Here is a 19,142-nt window from a genome sequence, read left to right on the forward strand (position 1 = left end):
GATAGACTAAAGACTACCGATTCTTATTATATTTTAGTATAAATCCTGTCAACCTATATTAGGACGGGACAGTATATAAATACAATATATAACCATTTGATCTCGTTTCTTAAATATAAATCTTAAACGGGATGAATATGAAAAGAGTTAAACAGATTTTATCTTACTTACCGGAAGCTTCTATTATAGTAATGGCTACGTATTGGTTTCTGGAAAACCTATTGTCATCACCCTCTTTTGTAAATTATGTTATGGTAGGTATTGTTGGACTTGTCTCGATTCTTCTGATTTGGAAAAACAAAATAATGGCACTGCTTTTGTCAATAATTATGGGGTTGGCCTGTTTTTACATGCTATTAGCTGTGTTTTCAGAATATAAGAAGTTTCTAAAAGGTGACCCTGATGGCTTAAACTTATTATTAACAGGCTCTCTTATATTTGTAACTTTGATTGTGTTTTCGTTTGTAATGCCTGTAAAATATCTTCGCAAATAATTAAACTCTACTTTCTAAAATGTTTACCTATTACAGGCAATTCCGATAGCGGTAAATCTTTCTTCACAATGTAGAATAGGAAGATAAAGAATAAAATTGTACGGAACGATAATCTCAGAAATATATTTTCGATAGGCACATATGCTCCTATGAGGTACAAAGCAAGAGCTATAACAAAGTATGACAAAATTCGTCTTTTTTCGTAATAAATAGGGAATTCACGTTGCTCAAATATATACGATAACAACATCATCACTACGTTACATATAAGCGAAGCCCAAGCACTTGCTATATATCCATAGCGTGGCACAAATATAATATTGATGGCAAAAGTTAATATACATCCCACTGATGAAAAAATTGCTCCGTAGTATGTCTTGTCGGCCATTTTATACCAAAAAGAAAGATTGAAATATATGCCATAAACAATGTATGATATCATTACAATAGGTACTACCCTTATTCCGGCAAAAAATTCTTCTCCCACAAAGAACTTTAAGATATCGATATAATACATTACTCCGAGAAATATAATCAACGAGAATATCACGAAATATTTCATAGCATCGGAATACGATTGCAGGTCGTTTTTATTTTTTTTGCCAAAAACAAAAGGTTCGTAAGCAAAGCGGAATGCTTGTGTAAACATCATCATAACGACAGCGATACGGGTACATGCGCCATATATGCCCAATTCGGACATAGCCTCTTCTCTGTTGTCGAACAGAAAAGGATATATTATTTTATCAATATTCTGGTTTAACATACCAACTAAACCTAACAGCAACAAAGGCATGCTGTATTTCAACATCCGTTTTAGTAAGTTAAAGTCGATGTTTAGTTTTATGTTCTTTATATAATATGGCGAAAGTAACACTAGTTGGAAAAATGAACCGAAGATATTAGATAGAAAAACATATCCGGCCTTGTAATCGGTATCATAAAACCAGTCGATAGTATAAGCATAGGCCGATTTATGTATTTGAGGGCATACTACAAGAAAGAATAGGTTTAGGAATATAGTAAAAAATATATTCGACATTTTGATAATCATAAATGTCTTGGCTTTCTTCTTATAACGTAAATAAGCGAACGGAATACTCGAAAATGCATCAATAGCTATAACAATTGCCATTATCAAAACAAAATCGCTATTGTGCTGATAACCTATCGCCGTACTGACAGGCGACAAAAAAATAAAGCTTAAAACGATAAATATAATAGATGTTATAGCAATAGATCCTAAAGTTGTGGAATATACAGTCGAAGGTTTTTCTTCTTCTTTATTTATAAACCGAAAAAATCCGGTTTCCATTCCATATGTTAATATAACGCCTAATACGGCTACATAAGCATATATGTTAGTTGTAATTCCAAATTCGGCGGTAGTAAGTATACGTGTATACATTGGTACTAAGCACCAATTCAGAAATTTACCGACAATGCTGCTAAGACCGTATATTGCAGTTTCCTTAGCTAATAATTTCATTCCACTTGCCATCAGGAAAATCGTTTTTTATGTAAGTGGAGCAAAGGTAATAAATTCATTATGTTTTAGCTTTTTGTTTTATCAATGTTTTGGGTTAAAGTATTAGAATTTGTTATAATAGCAAAATATCAGTAGTAAGTGTATATTTTGTGTCGAGAAGTATTTGATAGCGGATTTTTATTTACATTTGCATATTGAAAAATAGAAGATAATATGCCAAACATTTCGGAACGTGGCAATGAAATGCCCAATTCGCCAATCAGAAAACTTGTACCATTGTCAGACTCGGCAAAGGCAAGAGGCTTAAAAGTATATCATTTGAATATAGGACAGCCCGACCTGCCAACTCCCGATGTCGCGTTGGATGCCGTTCGTAACATAGATCGCAATATTTTAGAGTACAGTCCCAGTGATGGGTTTTTATCGTACCGAAAAAAGTTAGTTAATTATTATGCAAAGTTCGATATAAATGTATCGGCCGACGATATAATAATAACAACAGGAGGTTCCGAAGCTGTTCTGTTTGCATTTTTGGCGTGTTTGAATCCGGGAGACGAGATAATAGTTCCCGAACCTGCCTATGCTAATTATATGGCTTTTGCCATATCGGCGGGCGCAATAATAAAAACAGTACCGTCTTCGATAGAAGAAGGTTTTGCTTTACCTCCTATCGAGCGTTTTGAAGAGTTAATAACCGAACGCACGAAGGGTATAATGATATGTAACCCCAATAATCCTACAGGATATTTGTATTCGCGTGCCGAGATGAACCAGATTAAACATTTGGTACAAAAATACGACTTGTATCTTTTCTCCGATGAGGTGTATCGTGAATTTATTTATACCGGATCGCCTTACATATCGGCTTGCCACCTTGTTGGTATCGAAGATAATGTAGTATTGATTGATTCTGTATCGAAACGTTACAGCGAATGTGGTATAAGAATAGGGGCACTTATAACTAAAAATAAAGAACTGCGTAAAACTCTTATGAAGTTTTGTCAGGCAAGATTGAGCCCTCCCTTGTTAGGGCAAATTGTAGCCGAAGCATCGCTCGATGCCGATTCTGATTATTTAAGAGATACATATGAAGAATATGTTGAGCGTCGTAAGTTTCTGATAGACCGTTTAAATCGCATACCGGGAGTATACTCTCCAATACCTATGGGCGCATTTTATACGGTGGCCAGACTTCCTGTTGATGATGCCGATAAATTCTGCGAGTGGTGCTTGTCCGATTTCGAATACGAAGGGCAAACAATATTTATGGCTCCTGCTTCGGGTTTTTATACAACACCGGGTTTGGGTAAAGATGAAGTACGTATTGCATATGTATTAAATAAGGAAGATTTAGGTAAAGCTTTAATTGTATTGGAAAAGGCACTTGAAGCGTACAATAATATGTGATATTCGGGATATTTATATTTTCTATCGATTATTATAACAAACCATTTCAACATTGAAATGGTTTTTGTTGTTTAAATGTATAATCAGATAAAATAAATATATATACTTTTTAATTTTGCAAAGCCATTTTAAACAGAGCTTTTATTCGTTATGAAAAATAAAGAAAACACAAGATTGGTAAGATTTGCCAATTTAATATTAGATATTGGTACATATTTGTTAGCATCGGGCGCACATTGCGGACGCGTAAATTCAAATATAAAGCGTATCGCAAATGCTTGGGGTTTTAATGTAGATATGCAACCAACCTTCAAAGGTTTACTGGTTTCTGTATATAACCGGAATAACCCTTCGGATAATGTAACGTTGTACAAAGAAGCTCCGCCATATAATGTTCATCTCGAAATATTGACGAAAGTGAGTAAGCTATCGTGGTCGGTGGTCGAAGATGGTTTAAGTATGGAAGATACCGAAAAAGAACTTGAAAAAATAAAAAACACAACTCATTATAAGCCTTGGATTGTATCTGTTGCTGTCGGGCTATCTTGTGGTGGGCTATGTTTGCTTTCGGGGGGCGACTTGTTTAATATGTTGGTTACTATTTTGGCAGCTTTTGTGGGGTCGTTGTTAAGATTTCAAATAGTGAAAATGAATTTTAATGGTATGATTTCGGTAATCATAGCTGCTTTTGTTACAACAATGATTACGGGGATAGGCACTATTGCCAATATAGGTGTAAGTCCGCAAGCGGCAATGGCCACCGCTGTTCTTTACCTTATACCGGGTGTTCCGTTAATAAATTCGGTAATAGATTTGATAGAAGGTTATTTATCGGCGGCAATGAACCGAATGCTTTTTGCAGGTTTCTTTTTGTTGTGTATAGCCGCAGGTATGACTCTAAGCATAACGCTTATAGGTATCCGTAATTTTTAAAAGAGTATTGTTTATGGAATTTTTGCTTATAGTTTTGCGTGATTTTATAATCGCATTTATTGTTGCTGTTTGTTGGGGTATTTTGTTTGGTACGCCCAAAAAGATATTGTTAGTTGCCGGATTGTTAGGTGGCATGGGGCATTCTATCCGTTTCATAATGCTTCAGCTCGACATGGGACTTATAACAGCCACTCTTATAGGATCGGTATTTATCGGGCTGATTGGTATTTTTATTGCACATAGGGTACATAATCCTCCCGTAGTGTTTACAATGCCGGCCTGTATAACAATGATTCCGGGTATGTTTGCTTATCGGACTATGTTGGCCGGTATAAAAATTACAGATTTAGATACAGTAGCGTCTTCTCCGGGAATTGTTACAGATATGCTGCACAATTTTATGCTCACCGTATCGCTGTTGTTTACCTTAGCAATAGGCATATGTATTGGTGCATTGCTTTTCAGGAAAGGTAGTGTTAAAGAAATTTCGTTGGTCGAAGAATTTAATAAGGTAACATCGTTTCATCTTATAAAGAAAAAAGAAGAGGAGCAAGACTCTTGATGAATCTTGCTCCTTTGACATCTATTTTAATAATAATTTCTTACTTAAGAACGCCAACAGGTTGAACAAGTGTAACTTCTTGTTTATCGGTCAATCCAATCATTTTGGGCAACAACTCCCTGTTGAATGAACCTCTGGCAACTGTGCCTAATTTATTTGCTGCGGCAAATAAATAAACATTCTGACTGATATATCCGGTATCGGTATATGCAGCTTGTCGGTTCGAGGCTTTGTCCAGATTTGCTACATAAACAATTGATAATGCAGCCTTAGATGTTATGTGTGGTTGTCCCAAAGCTTCTGAAAAATCTCCTTTTTTATGTAATTTCAATAAATTTGTTTTTGCGTCGTAAAAATACATAGCATTTTTTATTACTACATAAACGTCAATCTCCTGCCTGTTTTGAGAAGATGGAACTGTTCTTTTATCTTCACGATTGAAGCCATAAGCGGCCCAAAGCAAGTTCGATAAGGTTTGTTTATCTAATTCAGCTCCGGTATATTCCCTTTCTGTTTTTCTTTTCGACAGAACATCCATAAGGGGGGCTCCTCCGGTTTTTATAGGCGTAGGCAGTTTAATATCCTGTGCAAAAAGCGAAACACTAAAACACACTAAAAAGGCGGCAAATGCAAACTTTTTCATATCTGATGATTTTTAATGATTTTCTAGTGGTTAAAATTACGAATTAATCTCTAATAAACTGTATTTTGAAAAAGTTACTCCCTTATATTTTATTTTTTTAGTTTTTATATAGCTATTTTTGTAGCCTTATGAAATACTTATGTGTGTGATGAAATTAAAAAAGCTGTATATACTATTTTCTTTATTGTTTATTTCCGTTAACACTTTTTCGCAGCAGATACAATTGTCCGATTCGGCAAAAATAAGTTTGCTAACCAATTATCCTTGGGATAAGCAGGTTTATGCATTGTTTGGACATACAGCCTTAAGAGTGCAAGATGAGGTTAATGGCATAGATGTCGCCTTTAATTATGGTATATTCGACTTCGATAGTTCTGATTTTTTATATAGGTTTGTTAAGGGAGAAACCGACTACATGGTTGTGCCCATTAAGTATAGTTACTATATTGGAGAATATAATAATCGAGAAGTATCAACTTTCGAACAGGCGTTAAACCTCACACATCCCGAAAAGCAAGCTGTTTGGGATGCGTTGTGCATAAATGCACTTCCCGAAAATCGAGTGTATCGTTACAATTTCTTTTTCGATAATTGTTCAACCCGGCCACGCGATATTATAGAGAATAACCTATTGGGAACAGTGCAATATGGATCGACGGGCGATGATATGACTTTTAGAGATTTATTGTATACTCATTTGATAATGCATCCGTGGACTAGGTTTGGTATTGATTTGATTATAGGAAATGGTGCCGACAGGATAGCTACAGAAGATGAAAAAATGTTTCTTCCTTTATTCTTGAAAAAGTCATACGAAAATGCCGTGATTATTGATGATGAAGGATATGAACGCCCTCTTGTTGAGGACCAGCATTTTGTAAGCCGATTTAATGAATCGGGCGATAGTTTCAGAACACCTGACTATCCGTTTATAACCGGATGCTTTGTATTTGCTGCATGCCTTTTACTTCTAATGTGTGTATGTTGCAAAGAAAAGCCCTCGCCCATAGGTCGGATATTCGATGTTTTACTGTTTGGGGTTGCGGGAGTAGCAGGATGTATAATATTCTTTTTAATGTTTTTTTCGGAACATCCGGCTACTTATCCTAATTGGAATATAATATGGCTAAACCCTATGCAGTTGCTATTAGCTCCATTATTTTTTGTAAAAAAATTATCGAAGTATATAAGTTATTATCATTTTATTAACTTTGCGCTCCTAAGCTTGTTTTTGTTGGGTTGGTGGTTTATCCCTCAATCTTTGGAATTAGCCTTTGTACCATATATTCTTAGCCTATGGTTACGTTCTGGTACGAATTTTGTACAATACCAAAGATGGAAATTATAAACGTAGTTTGATATTTAGATAATGCTGAGAATAATAACATCACTTGTCGCTGTATTAACAGTTGCTTCGATACAATCGCAGACAACTTTAAAAGAGACCCCTAAATTGGTTATCGGTATAACTATCGATCAGTTGCGAGGTGATTATCTTGACCTATTTCAGCACACATTTACAGATAAAGGATTTAAACGGTTATTGAACGAAGGACTTGTTTATCAAAATATGTCTTTCGATTATGCAAATGTATCCAGTGCATCTGCAATTGCAACAATATACACAGGTACAAACCCTAATTATCACGGAGTTACAACCGATAAGAAATATTCGCCATCAAAAAACCGAGAAGTTTCTTCGTTCGACGATGAAGCCTATTTAGGTAATTATACTAAAGAAAAACTGTCTCCGTTGGTGTTAAAGGTTTCGTCTGTTGTTGACGAATTAAAACTTGCATCTCAAGGCTATTCCGAAGTATATTCATTTGCCCCCAATGCAGAGCAGGCCTTAGCTTCGGGCGGACGTATGGCTAATTGCGCATTTTGGCTTGAAGAATATTCGGGACGATGGGCTACTTCTACTTTTTATAAAGATTTTCATTGGTCTATCGATCAGGAAAATCGAAGTAATGCATATTCGAACGATGTAGCGTCGTTGGTATGGAAGCCAATAATGGATGTTAGCAATTATAAGGCGTTCCCTTATACGGTAAGCAATGCTTCGTTTCAGCATACATTTCCTTCGTTTTCGTATCTGAAAAAGTCGCCCTTAACTAACAGTCATATAAGCGAATCGAGCTTAAAATTAGTTGAAAAGGCTGATTTAGGAAAACGTCCTAATCCTGATTTTTTGGCATTAACTTTTTATTTGGGAAACTATCCCGGAGCAGCCGATAAAAACTACTCTTTAGAAATACAGGATGCTTATGCACAGCTTGATCGTACTTTAGGCGATTTTCTCGACAAGATTGATAAAACAGTAGGTCTTAAAAATACACTGATATTTGTTACATCAACAGGCTACTTTGATGCTGAAGAAATTTATCCTGCCGATAATAAAATGGCGGGAGGTGTTTTTTATACCAATAGGTGCGAAGCTTTACTCAATATGTTCCTTATGGCTATTTATGGCGATGGACAGTGGGTCGATAAGTTATATGATAACCAGATATACCTGAACCGCAAATTAATAAAGGATAAAAACCTTAATTTGGCAGAAGTTCAGGAAAAAGCGGCCGAGTTTATTGTCGAATTTACGGGAGTACAGGATGCCGCAACTTCGTCTCAGCTATTGAACGGTAAAGCGAATGACAATATGACACCTTATAAAAACATCTATACCAAAGATGTGTCAGGTGATATATTTATTGAAATTCAGCCCGGATATAAGATTGTTGACGAGCAACTGGCGTCTACTGCCAAGGAGGAAAAACGAGTTAGGCAAAATGCTATAACTGCTCCTGTCATATTTTTCGGTCATCATATAAAAGCCGAGAAAATAAAACGTACTATAAAAGCTACAGAAATAGCTCCAACAGTGAGTTCTGTTTTACGTATACGCTCTCCGAATGCAGCACGTATGCAGGCACTGCCTGAGTTTTTACAGATAAATTTTTAGTAAAGAAAAGAAATAATAAAAATATATGGGATTAAATGATTTTATAGCCAAATTATTTGGTGGAAATAAAGCTGATAGGGACAGTAAAGAGATTGCCCCTTATGTCGAAAAAATAAAAAAAGCATACGAAACAATGCAAGGTTTGTCGAATGACGAACTTCGGGCAAAAAGTTCGGAACTGAAACAGAAAGTTCAGGATTATATTTCGGAAGAAAAAGCTAAAGTTGCAGAGTTAAGAGCCGGAATAGAGAGCATAGAAATAGATAAAAGAGAAGCAGTTTGGGCTGAAATAGATAAAATTGAGAAAGAAATAACCGATAAGATAGAAGTTGTTCTTGAAGAAATTTTACCCGAAGCTTTTGCTATAGTAAAAGATACAGCCCGCCGATTAACTGAAAATGAAGAAGTAGTTGTTGCTGCTACCGATTTTGATAGATTGTTAGCCGAAACTCACGATTTTGTTACAATAGATGGCGATGAAGCTACATATTACAATCGTTGGCTTGCCGGAGGTAATGAAATCACATGGGATATGGTTCATTACGATGTACAGTTGTTTGGTGGTGTAGTATTGCATAAAGGAAAAATTGCGGAAATGGCAACGGGTGAAGGTAAAACATTGGTTGCAACGCTTCCTGTGTTTCTTAATGCCTTGGCCGGAAACGGAGTACATGTGGTTACGGTGAACGATTATCTGTCGAAACGTGACTCGGAATGGATGGGACCTCTTTATATGTTTCATGGACTATCGGTTGACTGTATAGATAAACATCAACCAAATTCCGATGCTCGCCGTAAAGCTTATTTGGCAGATATAACCTTTGGTACGAATAACGAATTCGGGTTCGATTATTTGCGCGATAATATGGCTGTTAGTCCATCGGATTTAGTGCAACGCAAACATAATTATGCTATTGTCGATGAGGTTGACTCGGTTTTGATTGACGACGCCCGTACACCGCTTATTATATCGGGACCTACTCCAAAAGGAGAAGAGCAAATGTTCGATGAGTTTAAACCAAGAGTAGAACGTTTGGTAAAGGCTCAGCGCGATATGTGTAATAAATTGCTGGTTGACGCCAAAACAAAAATAGCATCGAGTGATAAAAAAGAACAAGAAGAAGGTTTTCTATTGTTGTTTCGCTCGTTTAAAGGTTTACCTAAGAGTCGCCCGTTAATTAAATTTTTGAGCGAACCGGGAATTAAAGTGGCTATGCTTAAAACCGAAGAGCATTATATGTCAGAGCAAATGCGGAATATGCATATTGTAACCGATCCGTTATACTTTGTTATTGAAGAGAAAAACAATAGTATAGAGCTTACCGATAAAGGTATCGATTTGATGACTGGTAATTCTGACGACCCTCAATTCTTTGTATTGCCCGATATTGGTGCTCAAATGGCAGATCTTGAAAATTCAACATTGCCGTTACAGGAAAAGGCTGAGAAAAAAGACGAGATTACTCAGAATTATTCAATAAAATCCGAGAGGTTACACACCGTAAATCAATTGCTAAAGGCATATGCTTTGTTCGAAAAAGACGATCAGTATGTTGTAATGGACAACAAAGTTATGATTGTGGACGAACAAACAGGCCGTATAATGGATGGACGCCGTTATTCTGACGGATTACATCAGGCAATTGAGGCTAAAGAAGGAGTGAAGGTTGAAGCGGCTACCCAAACATTTGCATCTATTACGCTTCAAAACTATTTCCGGATGTATAATAAACTGTCGGGGATGACAGGAACTGCGGAAACAGAAGCAGGTGAGCTTTGGGATATCTATAAATTAGATGTTGTGGTAATCCCAACAAACAGGGCTATTGCTCGCAACGATATGAATGACCGTATTTATAAAACGAAGAAAGGTAAATACGATGCGGTTATACAAGAAATAGAAAATCTTATAAGTCAAGGTCGGCCGGTGTTGGTTGGTACAACCTCTGTTGAGATTTCGGAATTATTAAGCCGTCAGCTTAACTTCCGGAAAATTAAACACAATGTGCTGAATGCTAAGTTGCATCAAAAAGAGGCAGAAATTGTAGCACAGGCCGGACATCCGGGAACGGTAACAATTGCAACAAATATGGCGGGGCGTGGTACCGACATTAAGTTGACACCCGAAGTTAAAGCTGCCGGAGGTTTAGCTATTATAGGTACAGAAAGACATGAATCGCGCCGTGTAGACCGTCAGTTACGGGGACGTGCTGGTCGTCAGGGAGATCCCGGGTCTTCGGTGTTCTTTGTTTCTCTTGAAGATAACCTGATGCGTTTATTTGCCGCCGATCGTATTGCTCGTTTTATCGACGATCAGGAAATGCTTGAGCATAAGATGTTGAGCCGGTCGATAGAAAGAGCGCAAAAGAAAGTAGAGGAAAATAACTTCGGTATACGTAAACGCTTATTAGAATATGATGATGTAATGAACTCTCAGCGTGAGGTAATTTACAAACGTCGTCGTCATGCACTTATGGGCGAGCGTATTGGTATTGATATATTGAATATGATGTACGATGCTGCTACTGCTATTGTTGATGAATATACCGAGTCGGGCGATTTTGAAGAGTTTAAAATAGAACTTCTACGTACATTGGCTATTGAAAGTCCATTTGATGAAAATACGTTTAAGTCTTCTCGGGTAGAAAAATTGGTCGACATGGTTTACGACCGCACAATCCAATATTTTAAAGAAAGAATGGATCGTCTGGCAGAGGTTGTAAATCCAGTAATCAAAGATGTTTTTGAAAAACAAGGCGACAGATATGAGAATATTCTTATACCTATAAGCGATGGAAAACGAGTATACAACATCTCATGTAATCTTAAAGAAGCATACGAAACCGAATCTAAAGCTGTTATAAAAGGATTCCAAAAATCTATATTGCTTCATACGATAGACGAAGAATGGAAAGAGCATCTAAGAGAAATGGACGACTTGCGCCATTCGGTTCAGAATGCAAGTTACGAGCAAAAAGATCCATTGTTGATTTATAAATTCGAATCGTTCAATTTGTTTAAAGCAATGGTAAATACAGTAAACCGCAAGGCTGTTACTATTTTGATGAGAGCTCAGATACCGGGACAGGCTCGCGAGGCCGATCAGGTTAAAGAAGCTGCACCGGAAACAAAAACCGATTACAGTAAATATCGTACCGAAAAATCGGATGTTATTTCTAATTCAGGACAGCAAGGGGGACAGCCACAGCAGGAAAAACCAAAACCTATGCCTGTTCGTGTAGATAAAAAGCCGGGACGTAATGATCCTTGTTTCTGCGGAAGTGGTAAAAAATACAAAAACTGTCACGGACGTAACGAAGAATAATATTTAGTTACTATGTAATTATAGTATTGGAGAAGGTAAGCTGTTAATCAAGTTTTACCTTCTTCTGTTTTTATCTTTATAGAAAAGACACTTGGCGATAGAGGATTGGAATAATATTCGAAAAATAGATATAAGCTGTCAGATGTGTCAGGTTTTCTTAAAATTGAGTATCTAGAGGTGTGTTAGATAGTAGGTGTTATTCTGTCTTAATAGTATAATAGCATTGAAATTTAATTTTTAAATTTGTCAACTTTGTCAGGTTTTATAAATGGAATCAAAAGAAATATTAGCAACAAATCGTCCTAACTTTGTGGCTTTATTGCCTCTGCTGTGCTTTTTTGTACTGTATGGTTTAACATGGTTGTTTACGGGTAGTTTAAGTGCGCTTCCTATATCCGTAGCTTTTTTAATAACTTCGGTTTTGGCAATCCTTTTATCCCGCCACGATAAAATAACAGTACGTGTAGGAGTATTTTGTAAAGGAGCAGCTAATGACACAATCATGTTGATGGTTCTTATATTTGTGTTGGCAGGAGCATTTGCCGGAACAGCCAAATCGATGGGTGCTGTTGATGCTACTGTAAACCTGACACTTTATTTATTGCCCGAAAATCTTGTGGTAGCAAGTGTTTTTATTGCAGCATGTTTTATATCCATGTCGATGGGAACATCCAGCGGTACTATTGCGGCATTGGCTCCAATTGCTGTAGGTATATCGGGGACAACAGGTTTAGGTTTACCTCTTATGCTTGGGGTAGTAATAGGCGGGGCTATGTTTGGCGATAGTTTATCTTTTATATCGGATACAACTATAGTTGCTACGCGCACACAAGGTTGTAACCTGAAAGATAAGTTTAAAGTAAATGTACGCATCTTATTTCCTGTAACAATTTTGCTGCTTTTTTATTATTTACATATAGGATGGGAGTTTAAAGGTACTAATTCGACCTCGATTAATGATATAGAATGGATAAAGGTAATACCTTACTGTGTAGTGCTGATTTCAGCTTTGGCTGGTATGAATGTTATTGCAGTACTTATTTTAGGCATTGCACTGTCGGGTGTAATAGGTTTACTTGCTGGTAGCTTTTCTGTATGGGATTGGGCTTCGTCGATGCAATCGGGAATAGTGTCCGATATGGGCGAATTGATAATCGTGTCATTATTGGCTGGAGGTTTGTTTGGGGTTATTCACCATAATGGAGGTATAGATTGGCTGATAAATAAACTGTCGAAAAATATAAAAAATAAACGGCAGGCCGAATTTAGAGTCGCGGCACTTGTTTGTTTTACCGATTTTTGTACAGCAAATAATACTGTAGCCTTGATAATAACAGGACCTATTGCCCGAAAAGTTGCCGATCAGTTTGGCATTGACAAACGTAAAATGGCCAGCATTATTGATACTTTTTCGTGTGCAGTTCAGGGGATATTGCCATATGGAGCACAATTGCTAATAGCATCAAGTTTATCGGGAGTAAATCCGATGCAAATAATACCATATTTGTACTACCCGTTTTTAATGGCATTAGCTTCAATTGTAGCAGTATTTTTCCGACTCCCTCAAAAATATAGCTAAAAGCTTTATATAGGCTGTATTTTAGAGGTTTTTAATTTCAGAAATACAAATAAAATTAGTATCTTAGCACAGTTTTTTTGCTTCTATTGCAAACAAAATTACAGAACTGATAGTTAAAGTATTATATAGAAACTTATCTACAAAAGATAATGACGGATAAAGAAGACAGAATTATTAAGATTAACATTGAGGATGAGATGAAATCGGCTTATATCGACTATTCTATGTCGGTAATAGTGTCAAGAGCTCTTCCAGATGTTAGAGATGGATTTAAGCCTGTTCATAGGCGTATTTTGTTTGGTATGAGTGAGTTAGGTAATGCGTCTAATAAACCTCACAAAAAATCGGCGAGAATTGTCGGAGAGGTATTAGGTAAATATCACCCTCATGGCGACTCTTCTGTATATTTTGCCATGGTACGTATGGCTCAGCAGTGGAACATGCGTTATATGCTTGTAGACGGACAAGGTAATATGGGTAGTGTGGACGGAGACTCTCCGGCTGCTATGCGTTATACTGAGGCCCGGTTGAGTACTTTGGCCGAGGAAATGTTGAGGGATATAGAGAAAGATACTGTAGATTTCCAACTCAATTTCGACGATACCCTAAAAGAACCAACTGTTTTACCAACACGTGTACCTAACTTGCTAATAAACGGCGGTGCAGGTATTGCTGTAGGTATGGCTACAAACATGCCTCCTCATAATATGACTGAGGTTATAAATGGAACAATAGCCTATATTGATAATCCGGAAATAGATACTGAGGGTTTAATACAATATATAAAAGCTCCCGATTTTCCTTCGGGTGGATATATATATGGTTATCAGGGGGTAAGGGATGCTTTTGAAACAGGACGCGGACGGATTATTATGCGTGGACGTGCCGAGATAGAAGTGTCGGGCAATCACGAAAAAATAATCATAACAGAAATACCTTATCAGGTTAATAAGGCTGAAATGATTAAGCATATTGCTGACCTCGTTGGAGATAAAAAAATTGAAGGAATCAGTAATGTTAATGACGAATCAGACCGTCAAGGTATGCGTATAGTTGTTGACGTGAAGCGTGATGCAAACGCCAATGTTGTTCTCAATAAATTATATAAACTAACAGCTTTACAGAGCTCTTTCAGTGTAAATAATATTGCACTTGTAAAAGGACGTCCTCAGATGTTAGTGTTGAAGGACATGATTTCGTATTTTGTAGAACACCGTCATGATGTGGTTGTACGCCGTACGAAATTTGATTTGCAAAAAGCCGAAGAGCGTGCACATATTTTAGAAGGTTTAATTATCGCATCGGATAATATTGACGAAGTTATTGCGATAATAAGAGGGTCGCAGTCGCCGCAAGAGGCTATCCAATCTTTAATCGATAGGTTCTCTCTTTCTGAAATTCAGGCACGGGCCATCGTTGAAATGAGACTTCGTCAGTTAACGGGTCTGGAACAAGACAAATTACGTGGCGAATACAATGATGTACAAAAGCTTATTGAACATTTAAAAGCAATTCTATCGGACGAAGGTCTTCGTATGCAAGTGATTAAAGATGAGCTTATAGAAATAAAAGATAAATACGGAGATGAACGTCGTACTGAAATAATATATGCAGCAGAAGATCTTAACCCAGAAGATTTTTACGCTAATGACGAAATGATTATTACCATTTCGCATATGGGCTATATTAAGAGAACTCCCCTTAGCGAATTTAAAGCTCAAAACAGAGGTGGAGTAGGGGTTAAAGGCTCCGAAACCAGAGACGAAGATTTTGTTGAACATATCTATCCGGCATCAATGCACAATTATATATTGATGTTTACACAAAAAGGAAGATGTTTCTGGCAACGGGTGTTTGATATTCCCGAAGGAAGTCGTAATTCGAAAGGCCGTGCCATCCAGAATATATTGAATATTGATTCGGACGATAAGGTTACTGCATTTATCAGAGTAAGAGGGTTTAACGATCTTGAATATATTAAGAGTCATTATCTTATATTCTGTACTAAGCAGGGAGTTGTTAAAAAAACAAGCCTTGAAGCCTATTCACGTCCTCGTCAAAATGGAGTTAATGCCATAACAATAAGAGAAGACGACCGCGTTATAGAAGTTCTTATGACTGATGGCGATCAGGAAATAATAATTGCAAACCGTAATGGCCGTGCTATTCGTTTCCACGAAAAAGATGTTCGCGAAATGGGACGTACAGCAACAGGTGTACGGGGTATGCGAATAGACGAAGATGGCGCAGACGAAGTTGTTGGTATGATTACTGTACCTAAAGACACTATGGAACAAACTATTATGGTGGTTTCGGAAATGGGTTACGGAAAGCGTACATATCTGAATGAAGAAGAAAACGGAGAAATTATACCGGTATATCGTATAACAAGCAGAGGTGGTAAAGGTGTTAAAACCCTGAATGTAACGGATAAAACGGGTAAGCTTGTTTCGATAAATAGTGTAACCGATGATAATGATTTGATGATAATAAACAAATCGGGTATTACTATCAGGGTAAAAGTTGCTGACCTACGTGTAATGGGGCGTGCCACTCAGGGAGTACGTCTTATAAATCTGGGAAAACGTAATGACGAAATAGCTTCTGTTTGTAAAGTCGAATCAGAAAAGGACGAAGAAATAATAGAGGAAGATATTCAGAACGAAAATATAACTGAAGAAAATAATAGCGAAAATTAAATAAACAACTAAATAATTATAACCCTTAATTGGACTAGATTATGAAACGGATATTATCGACTGCAATATTGTGTATGCTGGTAGGCGTATCATTTGCACAAAAAAAAGCTGTTAAGGAGGCTAAAAAAGCATTTGAATCAGATAAATTAACAGATGCTCGTGATTTTATAAAACCAGCATTGGCTGACATTGAAACAAAGGATAATCCCGAAACGTGGAAGCTTGCGGGTGATATTGAAAATAAAATATTTGACGGAGAGCGTGCTAAGCAAGCTCTGAGGCAGTCTTTTAATGAAGAAACTATGTATGTTAGTTTATATAATACCTATCAGCCATATGTGACTACCGATTCGTTAGGTCAGCTTCCTGATAAAAAAGGTAAGGTTAAGAATAAATATCGTAAAGATATTGCTGCTATAATGAAGGCTAATTATCTTTATTTTATAAATGGTGGGGTGTATTTTAACAACCTGAAGAAACCGGAAATAGCTGTAAATTATTTCGAAAAATTCTGGGATATTCCGAATCTTTCATTATTTGACGAGCTCTTACCTGAAGAAAAATTAAAAACAGAAAATGATACTACTTATCAGATTGTGAAGTATTATGCATTTTTATGTGCTAAAGAAGCAGGTCAATCAGACAGAGCTATCGGTTATTTGAAAAGAATACTTGCTGAGCCATTTTTTGAGAATAACGGAACCTATACAAAACAAAATGTATACGAACTGATGGCTAATCAATATTTAGTAGAAGGAGATTCGGCTAAATTCATCAAGGTATTGGAAGATGGAGCTGAAAAATATCCAAAGAGCAACTATTTTATGACAAACCTTGTGAATATAATGATTCGCAACAAGGAGTCAGATAAAGCTTTAAGCTATCTTGATCAAGCAATAAAGAATGATCCGAATAATGCTTGTCAGTTTTTTAGTGTAAAGGCTAACATATATACCGATCAGGCTAAATATGATGAAGCTTTTAAAACATATGAAGATGCATTGAAAGCTGATGATGGCTGTGAAAGAGCCTTGGAAGGTTTAGCTATTTCATACATTCTTAAAGCACAGGATATAAAAGAAGTAGCATCTAAAGCTAAAACAAGAAAAGAACAGAGTGACTTAGATGCAGAAGCTGCTGAATTTTATAAGAAAGCTTTACCTTTGTTATTGAAATTCAAAGAAGTTCTGAAAGGGCGTGATGCCAATTCTTCAGATATTAAGCAAACAGTTTATAAACTTAGAAATGTATATTATAATCTGAATATGAATGCTGAATACGAAGCAGCAGAAAAAGAGTACGAAGCAATGTAATACATTTCGTTTCAAATAAATAAAGGGGTTTTTCATCGCGAAGAATCCCTTTGCTATTTATCTATATAAGTGAATTATTGACTGAATGTTTTAATCTTGCGAATAAAAGTATTAATTTCGTCCCTTTGTTTCGAAAATATATAATTAGAATTGCCCTTATAAGGTAATCCATAATAAGATTTATAGAATGACACCAGGTTTTTATAAAGATCAGGAAAAATTGCATGTTTCGGTAGACTGCATTATTCTGGGATTTAAAAACGATAAATTATATTTATTACTCATTAAACGTAAATTTGAGCCGTTAAAAGGACAAGAATCTTTGATGGGGGGATTTATCCGTTCGAACGAGAATTTGACTGATGCTGTATCACGAACTGTTTATGAATATACAGGAATTACTGATATGTTTATGGAGCAAATTGGTGCTTATGGCGATATAGGCCGAGATATAGGAGAGCGCGTTATTTCTATTGCATATTATGCATTAATAAACATAGAGTCATACGACGAAGAATTAAGCAAAATACATAATACAAGGTGGGTTGAGCTGGAAGAGGTTGGAGATTTGATTTTTGACCATAAGAAAATATTAGATGACACTATAACAATGCTAAGGAAACAAGCCATATCGCAACCTATAGGTCTTAATTTATTACCCGAAAAATTTACATTACCACAATTACATTCTTTATACGAAGCTATTTATCAAAAAACTCTTGATAAGCGAAATCTGCGTAAAAAGATTGCCGAAATGGATATTCTTGAAAAGTTGGACGAAAAAGACAAATCGAGCTCAAAGAAAGGAGCATACTACTATCGTTTTAACAAAGATAAATACAATCAACTTATGGAACGAGGATATTATATTTCGCTCTGACAGAGATATAATAAAATCCAAATTATAAAAACAAAGTCGAATATTTTGTTTTTTATGTTATAAAACATATTAGGTGTAGGTATACAATCCTGCACTTATTTGTAATATTGCATATAAAAATAAGTGTAGAAGTGTACACTTATTACAATGCAATCAATAAGTAATATGTTAGAATCATTAAAGAAAGAAGTGTTCGAAGCTAATCTTGATTTGGTTAGCCACGGGTTGGTTATATTTACATGGGGCAATGTTAGTGCTATAGACCGCAGTTCAAATTTAGTCGTAATAAAACCATCAGGAGTGTCGTATGACGAAATGAAAGCCGAAGATATGGTTGTCGTTGACTTGGATGGCAACGTAGTAGAAGGGCGCTTAAAACCTTCGTCTGACACAGCTACACATCTTGTATTATATAAAGCGTTTCCCGAAATAGGAGGTGTTGTGCATACGCACTCTACTTATGCAACATCATGGGCGCAGGCCGGATGCGATATTCCTAATATTGGCACCACTCATGCCGATTATTTTAAAGATGCAGTTCCTTGCACACGTCAGATGACAAAAAATGAAATAGAAGGTAAATACGAACTTGAAACTGGAAACGTTATTGTTGAGCGTTTTAAGGATATGGATGCTTCATTTACGCCGGGGGTATTAGTTAATAATCACGGACCTTTTTCGTGGGGAAAAGATGCTCATAATGCTGTACATAATGCAGTAGTGTTGGAGCAAGTAGCTAAAATGGCTTTTATTTCATTCAATATTAACCCACAGTTAAAGATGAATGAAGAACTTATAAAGAAACACTTTTTTAGGAAACATGGTCCGGATGCTTATTACGGACAATAACTATAAAAGG

14 protein-coding genes are annotated in these 19,142 nt (G+C 36.4%); 12 read left to right on the forward strand and 2 right to left on the reverse strand.

The annotated features are described in order from the left end of the window. Positions 1-137: 137 nt before the first annotated feature. Positions 138-494 carry a hypothetical protein gene (locus tag D0T53_RS02450; RefSeq protein WP_163264726.1) on the forward strand — a complete coding sequence of 119 codons (357 nt, stop codon included), beginning with the start codon at positions 138-140 and terminating at the stop codon, positions 492-494. Positions 495-501: 7 nt separating this feature from the next. Here D0T53_RS02450 and D0T53_RS02455 read toward each other — a convergent pair whose 3' ends face one another. After that, complete coding sequence (locus D0T53_RS02455; protein ID WP_163264728.1) at positions 502-1,995, reverse strand: lipopolysaccharide biosynthesis protein; 1,494 nt, start codon at positions 1,993-1,995, stop codon at positions 502-504. A 201-nt stretch (positions 1,996-2,196) separates the two neighbouring features. On the opposite strand from D0T53_RS02455, the gene D0T53_RS02460 reads away from it, so the two are divergent. The 3 genes from D0T53_RS02460 (at position 2,197) to D0T53_RS02470 (ending at position 4,885) form a co-directional block, all read left to right on the forward strand. Continuing rightward, positions 2,197-3,390: a pyridoxal phosphate-dependent aminotransferase gene (locus D0T53_RS02460; RefSeq protein WP_163264730.1), complete on the forward strand. Its 1,194-nt coding sequence runs from the start codon at positions 2,197-2,199 to the stop codon at positions 3,388-3,390. Positions 3,391-3,540: 150 nt separating this feature from the next. Continuing rightward, positions 3,541-4,323: a threonine/serine exporter ThrE family protein gene (locus D0T53_RS02465; RefSeq protein ID WP_163264732.1), complete on the forward strand. Its 783-nt coding sequence runs from the start codon at positions 3,541-3,543 to the stop codon at positions 4,321-4,323. Between the two features lie 13 nt (positions 4,324-4,336). Next, positions 4,337-4,885, forward strand: coding sequence for a threonine/serine exporter family protein (locus tag D0T53_RS02470; protein ID WP_163264734.1), 549 nt, complete (start codon positions 4,337-4,339; stop codon positions 4,883-4,885). 40 nt (positions 4,886-4,925) lie between these two features. Here D0T53_RS02470 and D0T53_RS02475 read toward each other — a convergent pair whose 3' ends face one another. Continuing rightward, positions 4,926-5,528 carry a SagB/ThcOx family dehydrogenase gene (locus D0T53_RS02475; protein ID WP_163264736.1) on the reverse strand — a complete coding sequence of 201 codons (603 nt, stop codon included), beginning with the start codon at positions 5,526-5,528 and terminating at the stop codon, positions 4,926-4,928. Positions 5,529-5,676: 148 nt separating this feature from the next. Between D0T53_RS02475 and D0T53_RS02480 the strand changes: the two genes are divergently transcribed. The 8 genes from D0T53_RS02480 (at position 5,677) to araD (ending at position 19,132) form a co-directional block, all read left to right on the forward strand. Further along, positions 5,677-6,876, forward strand: coding sequence for a DUF4105 domain-containing protein (locus D0T53_RS02480; protein WP_163264738.1), 1,200 nt, complete (start codon positions 5,677-5,679; stop codon positions 6,874-6,876). A 21-nt stretch (positions 6,877-6,897) separates the two neighbouring features. Then, positions 6,898-8,487, forward strand: coding sequence for an alkaline phosphatase family protein (locus tag D0T53_RS02485; RefSeq protein WP_163264740.1), 1,590 nt, complete (start codon positions 6,898-6,900; stop codon positions 8,485-8,487). 25 nt (positions 8,488-8,512) lie between these two features. Continuing rightward, on the forward strand, positions 8,513-11,812 hold the full coding sequence (gene secA, locus D0T53_RS02490; protein ID WP_163264742.1) for a preprotein translocase subunit SecA: 3,300 nt from the start codon (positions 8,513-8,515) through the stop codon (positions 11,810-11,812). A 268-nt stretch (positions 11,813-12,080) separates the two neighbouring features. Next, complete coding sequence (locus tag D0T53_RS02495) at positions 12,081-13,391, forward strand: Na+/H+ antiporter NhaC family protein (protein ID WP_163264744.1); 1,311 nt, start codon at positions 12,081-12,083, stop codon at positions 13,389-13,391. Positions 13,392-13,540: 149 nt separating this feature from the next. Continuing rightward, positions 13,541-16,090 (forward strand): DNA gyrase subunit A, encoded by a 2,550-nt coding sequence (gene gyrA, locus D0T53_RS02500; RefSeq protein WP_163264746.1) that lies wholly within the window; start codon positions 13,541-13,543, stop codon positions 16,088-16,090. A gap of 41 nt (positions 16,091-16,131) precedes the next feature. Next, a complete protein-coding gene (locus D0T53_RS02505) occupies positions 16,132-17,403 on the forward strand; it encodes a lipopolysaccharide assembly protein LapB (protein ID WP_163264748.1) in 1,272 nt (423 codons plus the stop codon). A gap of 187 nt (positions 17,404-17,590) precedes the next feature. After that, positions 17,591-18,283: an NUDIX domain-containing protein gene (locus D0T53_RS02510; RefSeq protein ID WP_163264750.1), complete on the forward strand. Its 693-nt coding sequence runs from the start codon at positions 17,591-17,593 to the stop codon at positions 18,281-18,283. Positions 18,284-18,448: 165 nt separating this feature from the next. Next, the gene (gene araD, locus D0T53_RS02515) at positions 18,449-19,132 is read left to right on the forward strand and encodes an L-ribulose-5-phosphate 4-epimerase (protein WP_163264752.1); all 684 of its coding nucleotides are present in this window, start codon (positions 18,449-18,451) and stop codon (positions 19,130-19,132) included. Positions 19,133-19,142: the final 10 nt, after the last annotated feature.

Source organism: Dysgonomonas sp. 216 (assembly GCF_010501065.1).
Lineage (GTDB): Bacteria > Bacteroidota > Bacteroidia > Bacteroidales > Dysgonomonadaceae > QVMM01.

Bases quoted from the DNA above. Each gene is read 5' to 3' on its own strand.
- D0T53_RS02455 (WP_163264728.1), bottom strand. From the start codon at position 1,995: ATGGCAAGTGGAATGAAATTATTAGCTAAGGAAACTGCAATATACGGT.
- D0T53_RS02495 (WP_163264744.1), top strand. From the start codon at position 12,081: ATGGAATCAAAAGAAATATTAGCAACAAATCGTCCTAACTTTGTGGCT.
- D0T53_RS02505 (WP_163264748.1), top strand. From the start codon at position 16,132: ATGAAACGGATATTATCGACTGCAATATTGTGTATGCTGGTAGGCGTA.
- D0T53_RS02450 (WP_163264726.1), top strand. From the start codon at position 138: ATGAAAAGAGTTAAACAGATTTTATCTTACTTACCGGAAGCTTCTATT.
- gyrA (WP_163264746.1), top strand. From the start codon at position 13,541: ATGACGGATAAAGAAGACAGAATTATTAAGATTAACATTGAGGATGAG.
- D0T53_RS02485 (WP_163264740.1), top strand. From the start codon at position 6,898: ATGCTGAGAATAATAACATCACTTGTCGCTGTATTAACAGTTGCTTCG.
- D0T53_RS02460 (WP_163264730.1), top strand. From the start codon at position 2,197: ATGCCAAACATTTCGGAACGTGGCAATGAAATGCCCAATTCGCCAATC.
- D0T53_RS02480 (WP_163264738.1), top strand. From the start codon at position 5,677: ATGAAATTAAAAAAGCTGTATATACTATTTTCTTTATTGTTTATTTCC.
- D0T53_RS02465 (WP_163264732.1), top strand. From the start codon at position 3,541: ATGAAAAATAAAGAAAACACAAGATTGGTAAGATTTGCCAATTTAATA.
- D0T53_RS02470 (WP_163264734.1), top strand. From the start codon at position 4,337: ATGGAATTTTTGCTTATAGTTTTGCGTGATTTTATAATCGCATTTATT.
- D0T53_RS02510 (WP_163264750.1), top strand. From the start codon at position 17,591: ATGACACCAGGTTTTTATAAAGATCAGGAAAAATTGCATGTTTCGGTA.
- araD (WP_163264752.1), top strand. From the start codon at position 18,449: ATGTTAGAATCATTAAAGAAAGAAGTGTTCGAAGCTAATCTTGATTTG.
- D0T53_RS02475 (WP_163264736.1), bottom strand. From the start codon at position 5,528: ATGAAAAAGTTTGCATTTGCCGCCTTTTTAGTGTGTTTTAGTGTTTCG.
- secA (WP_163264742.1), top strand. From the start codon at position 8,513: ATGGGATTAAATGATTTTATAGCCAAATTATTTGGTGGAAATAAAGCT.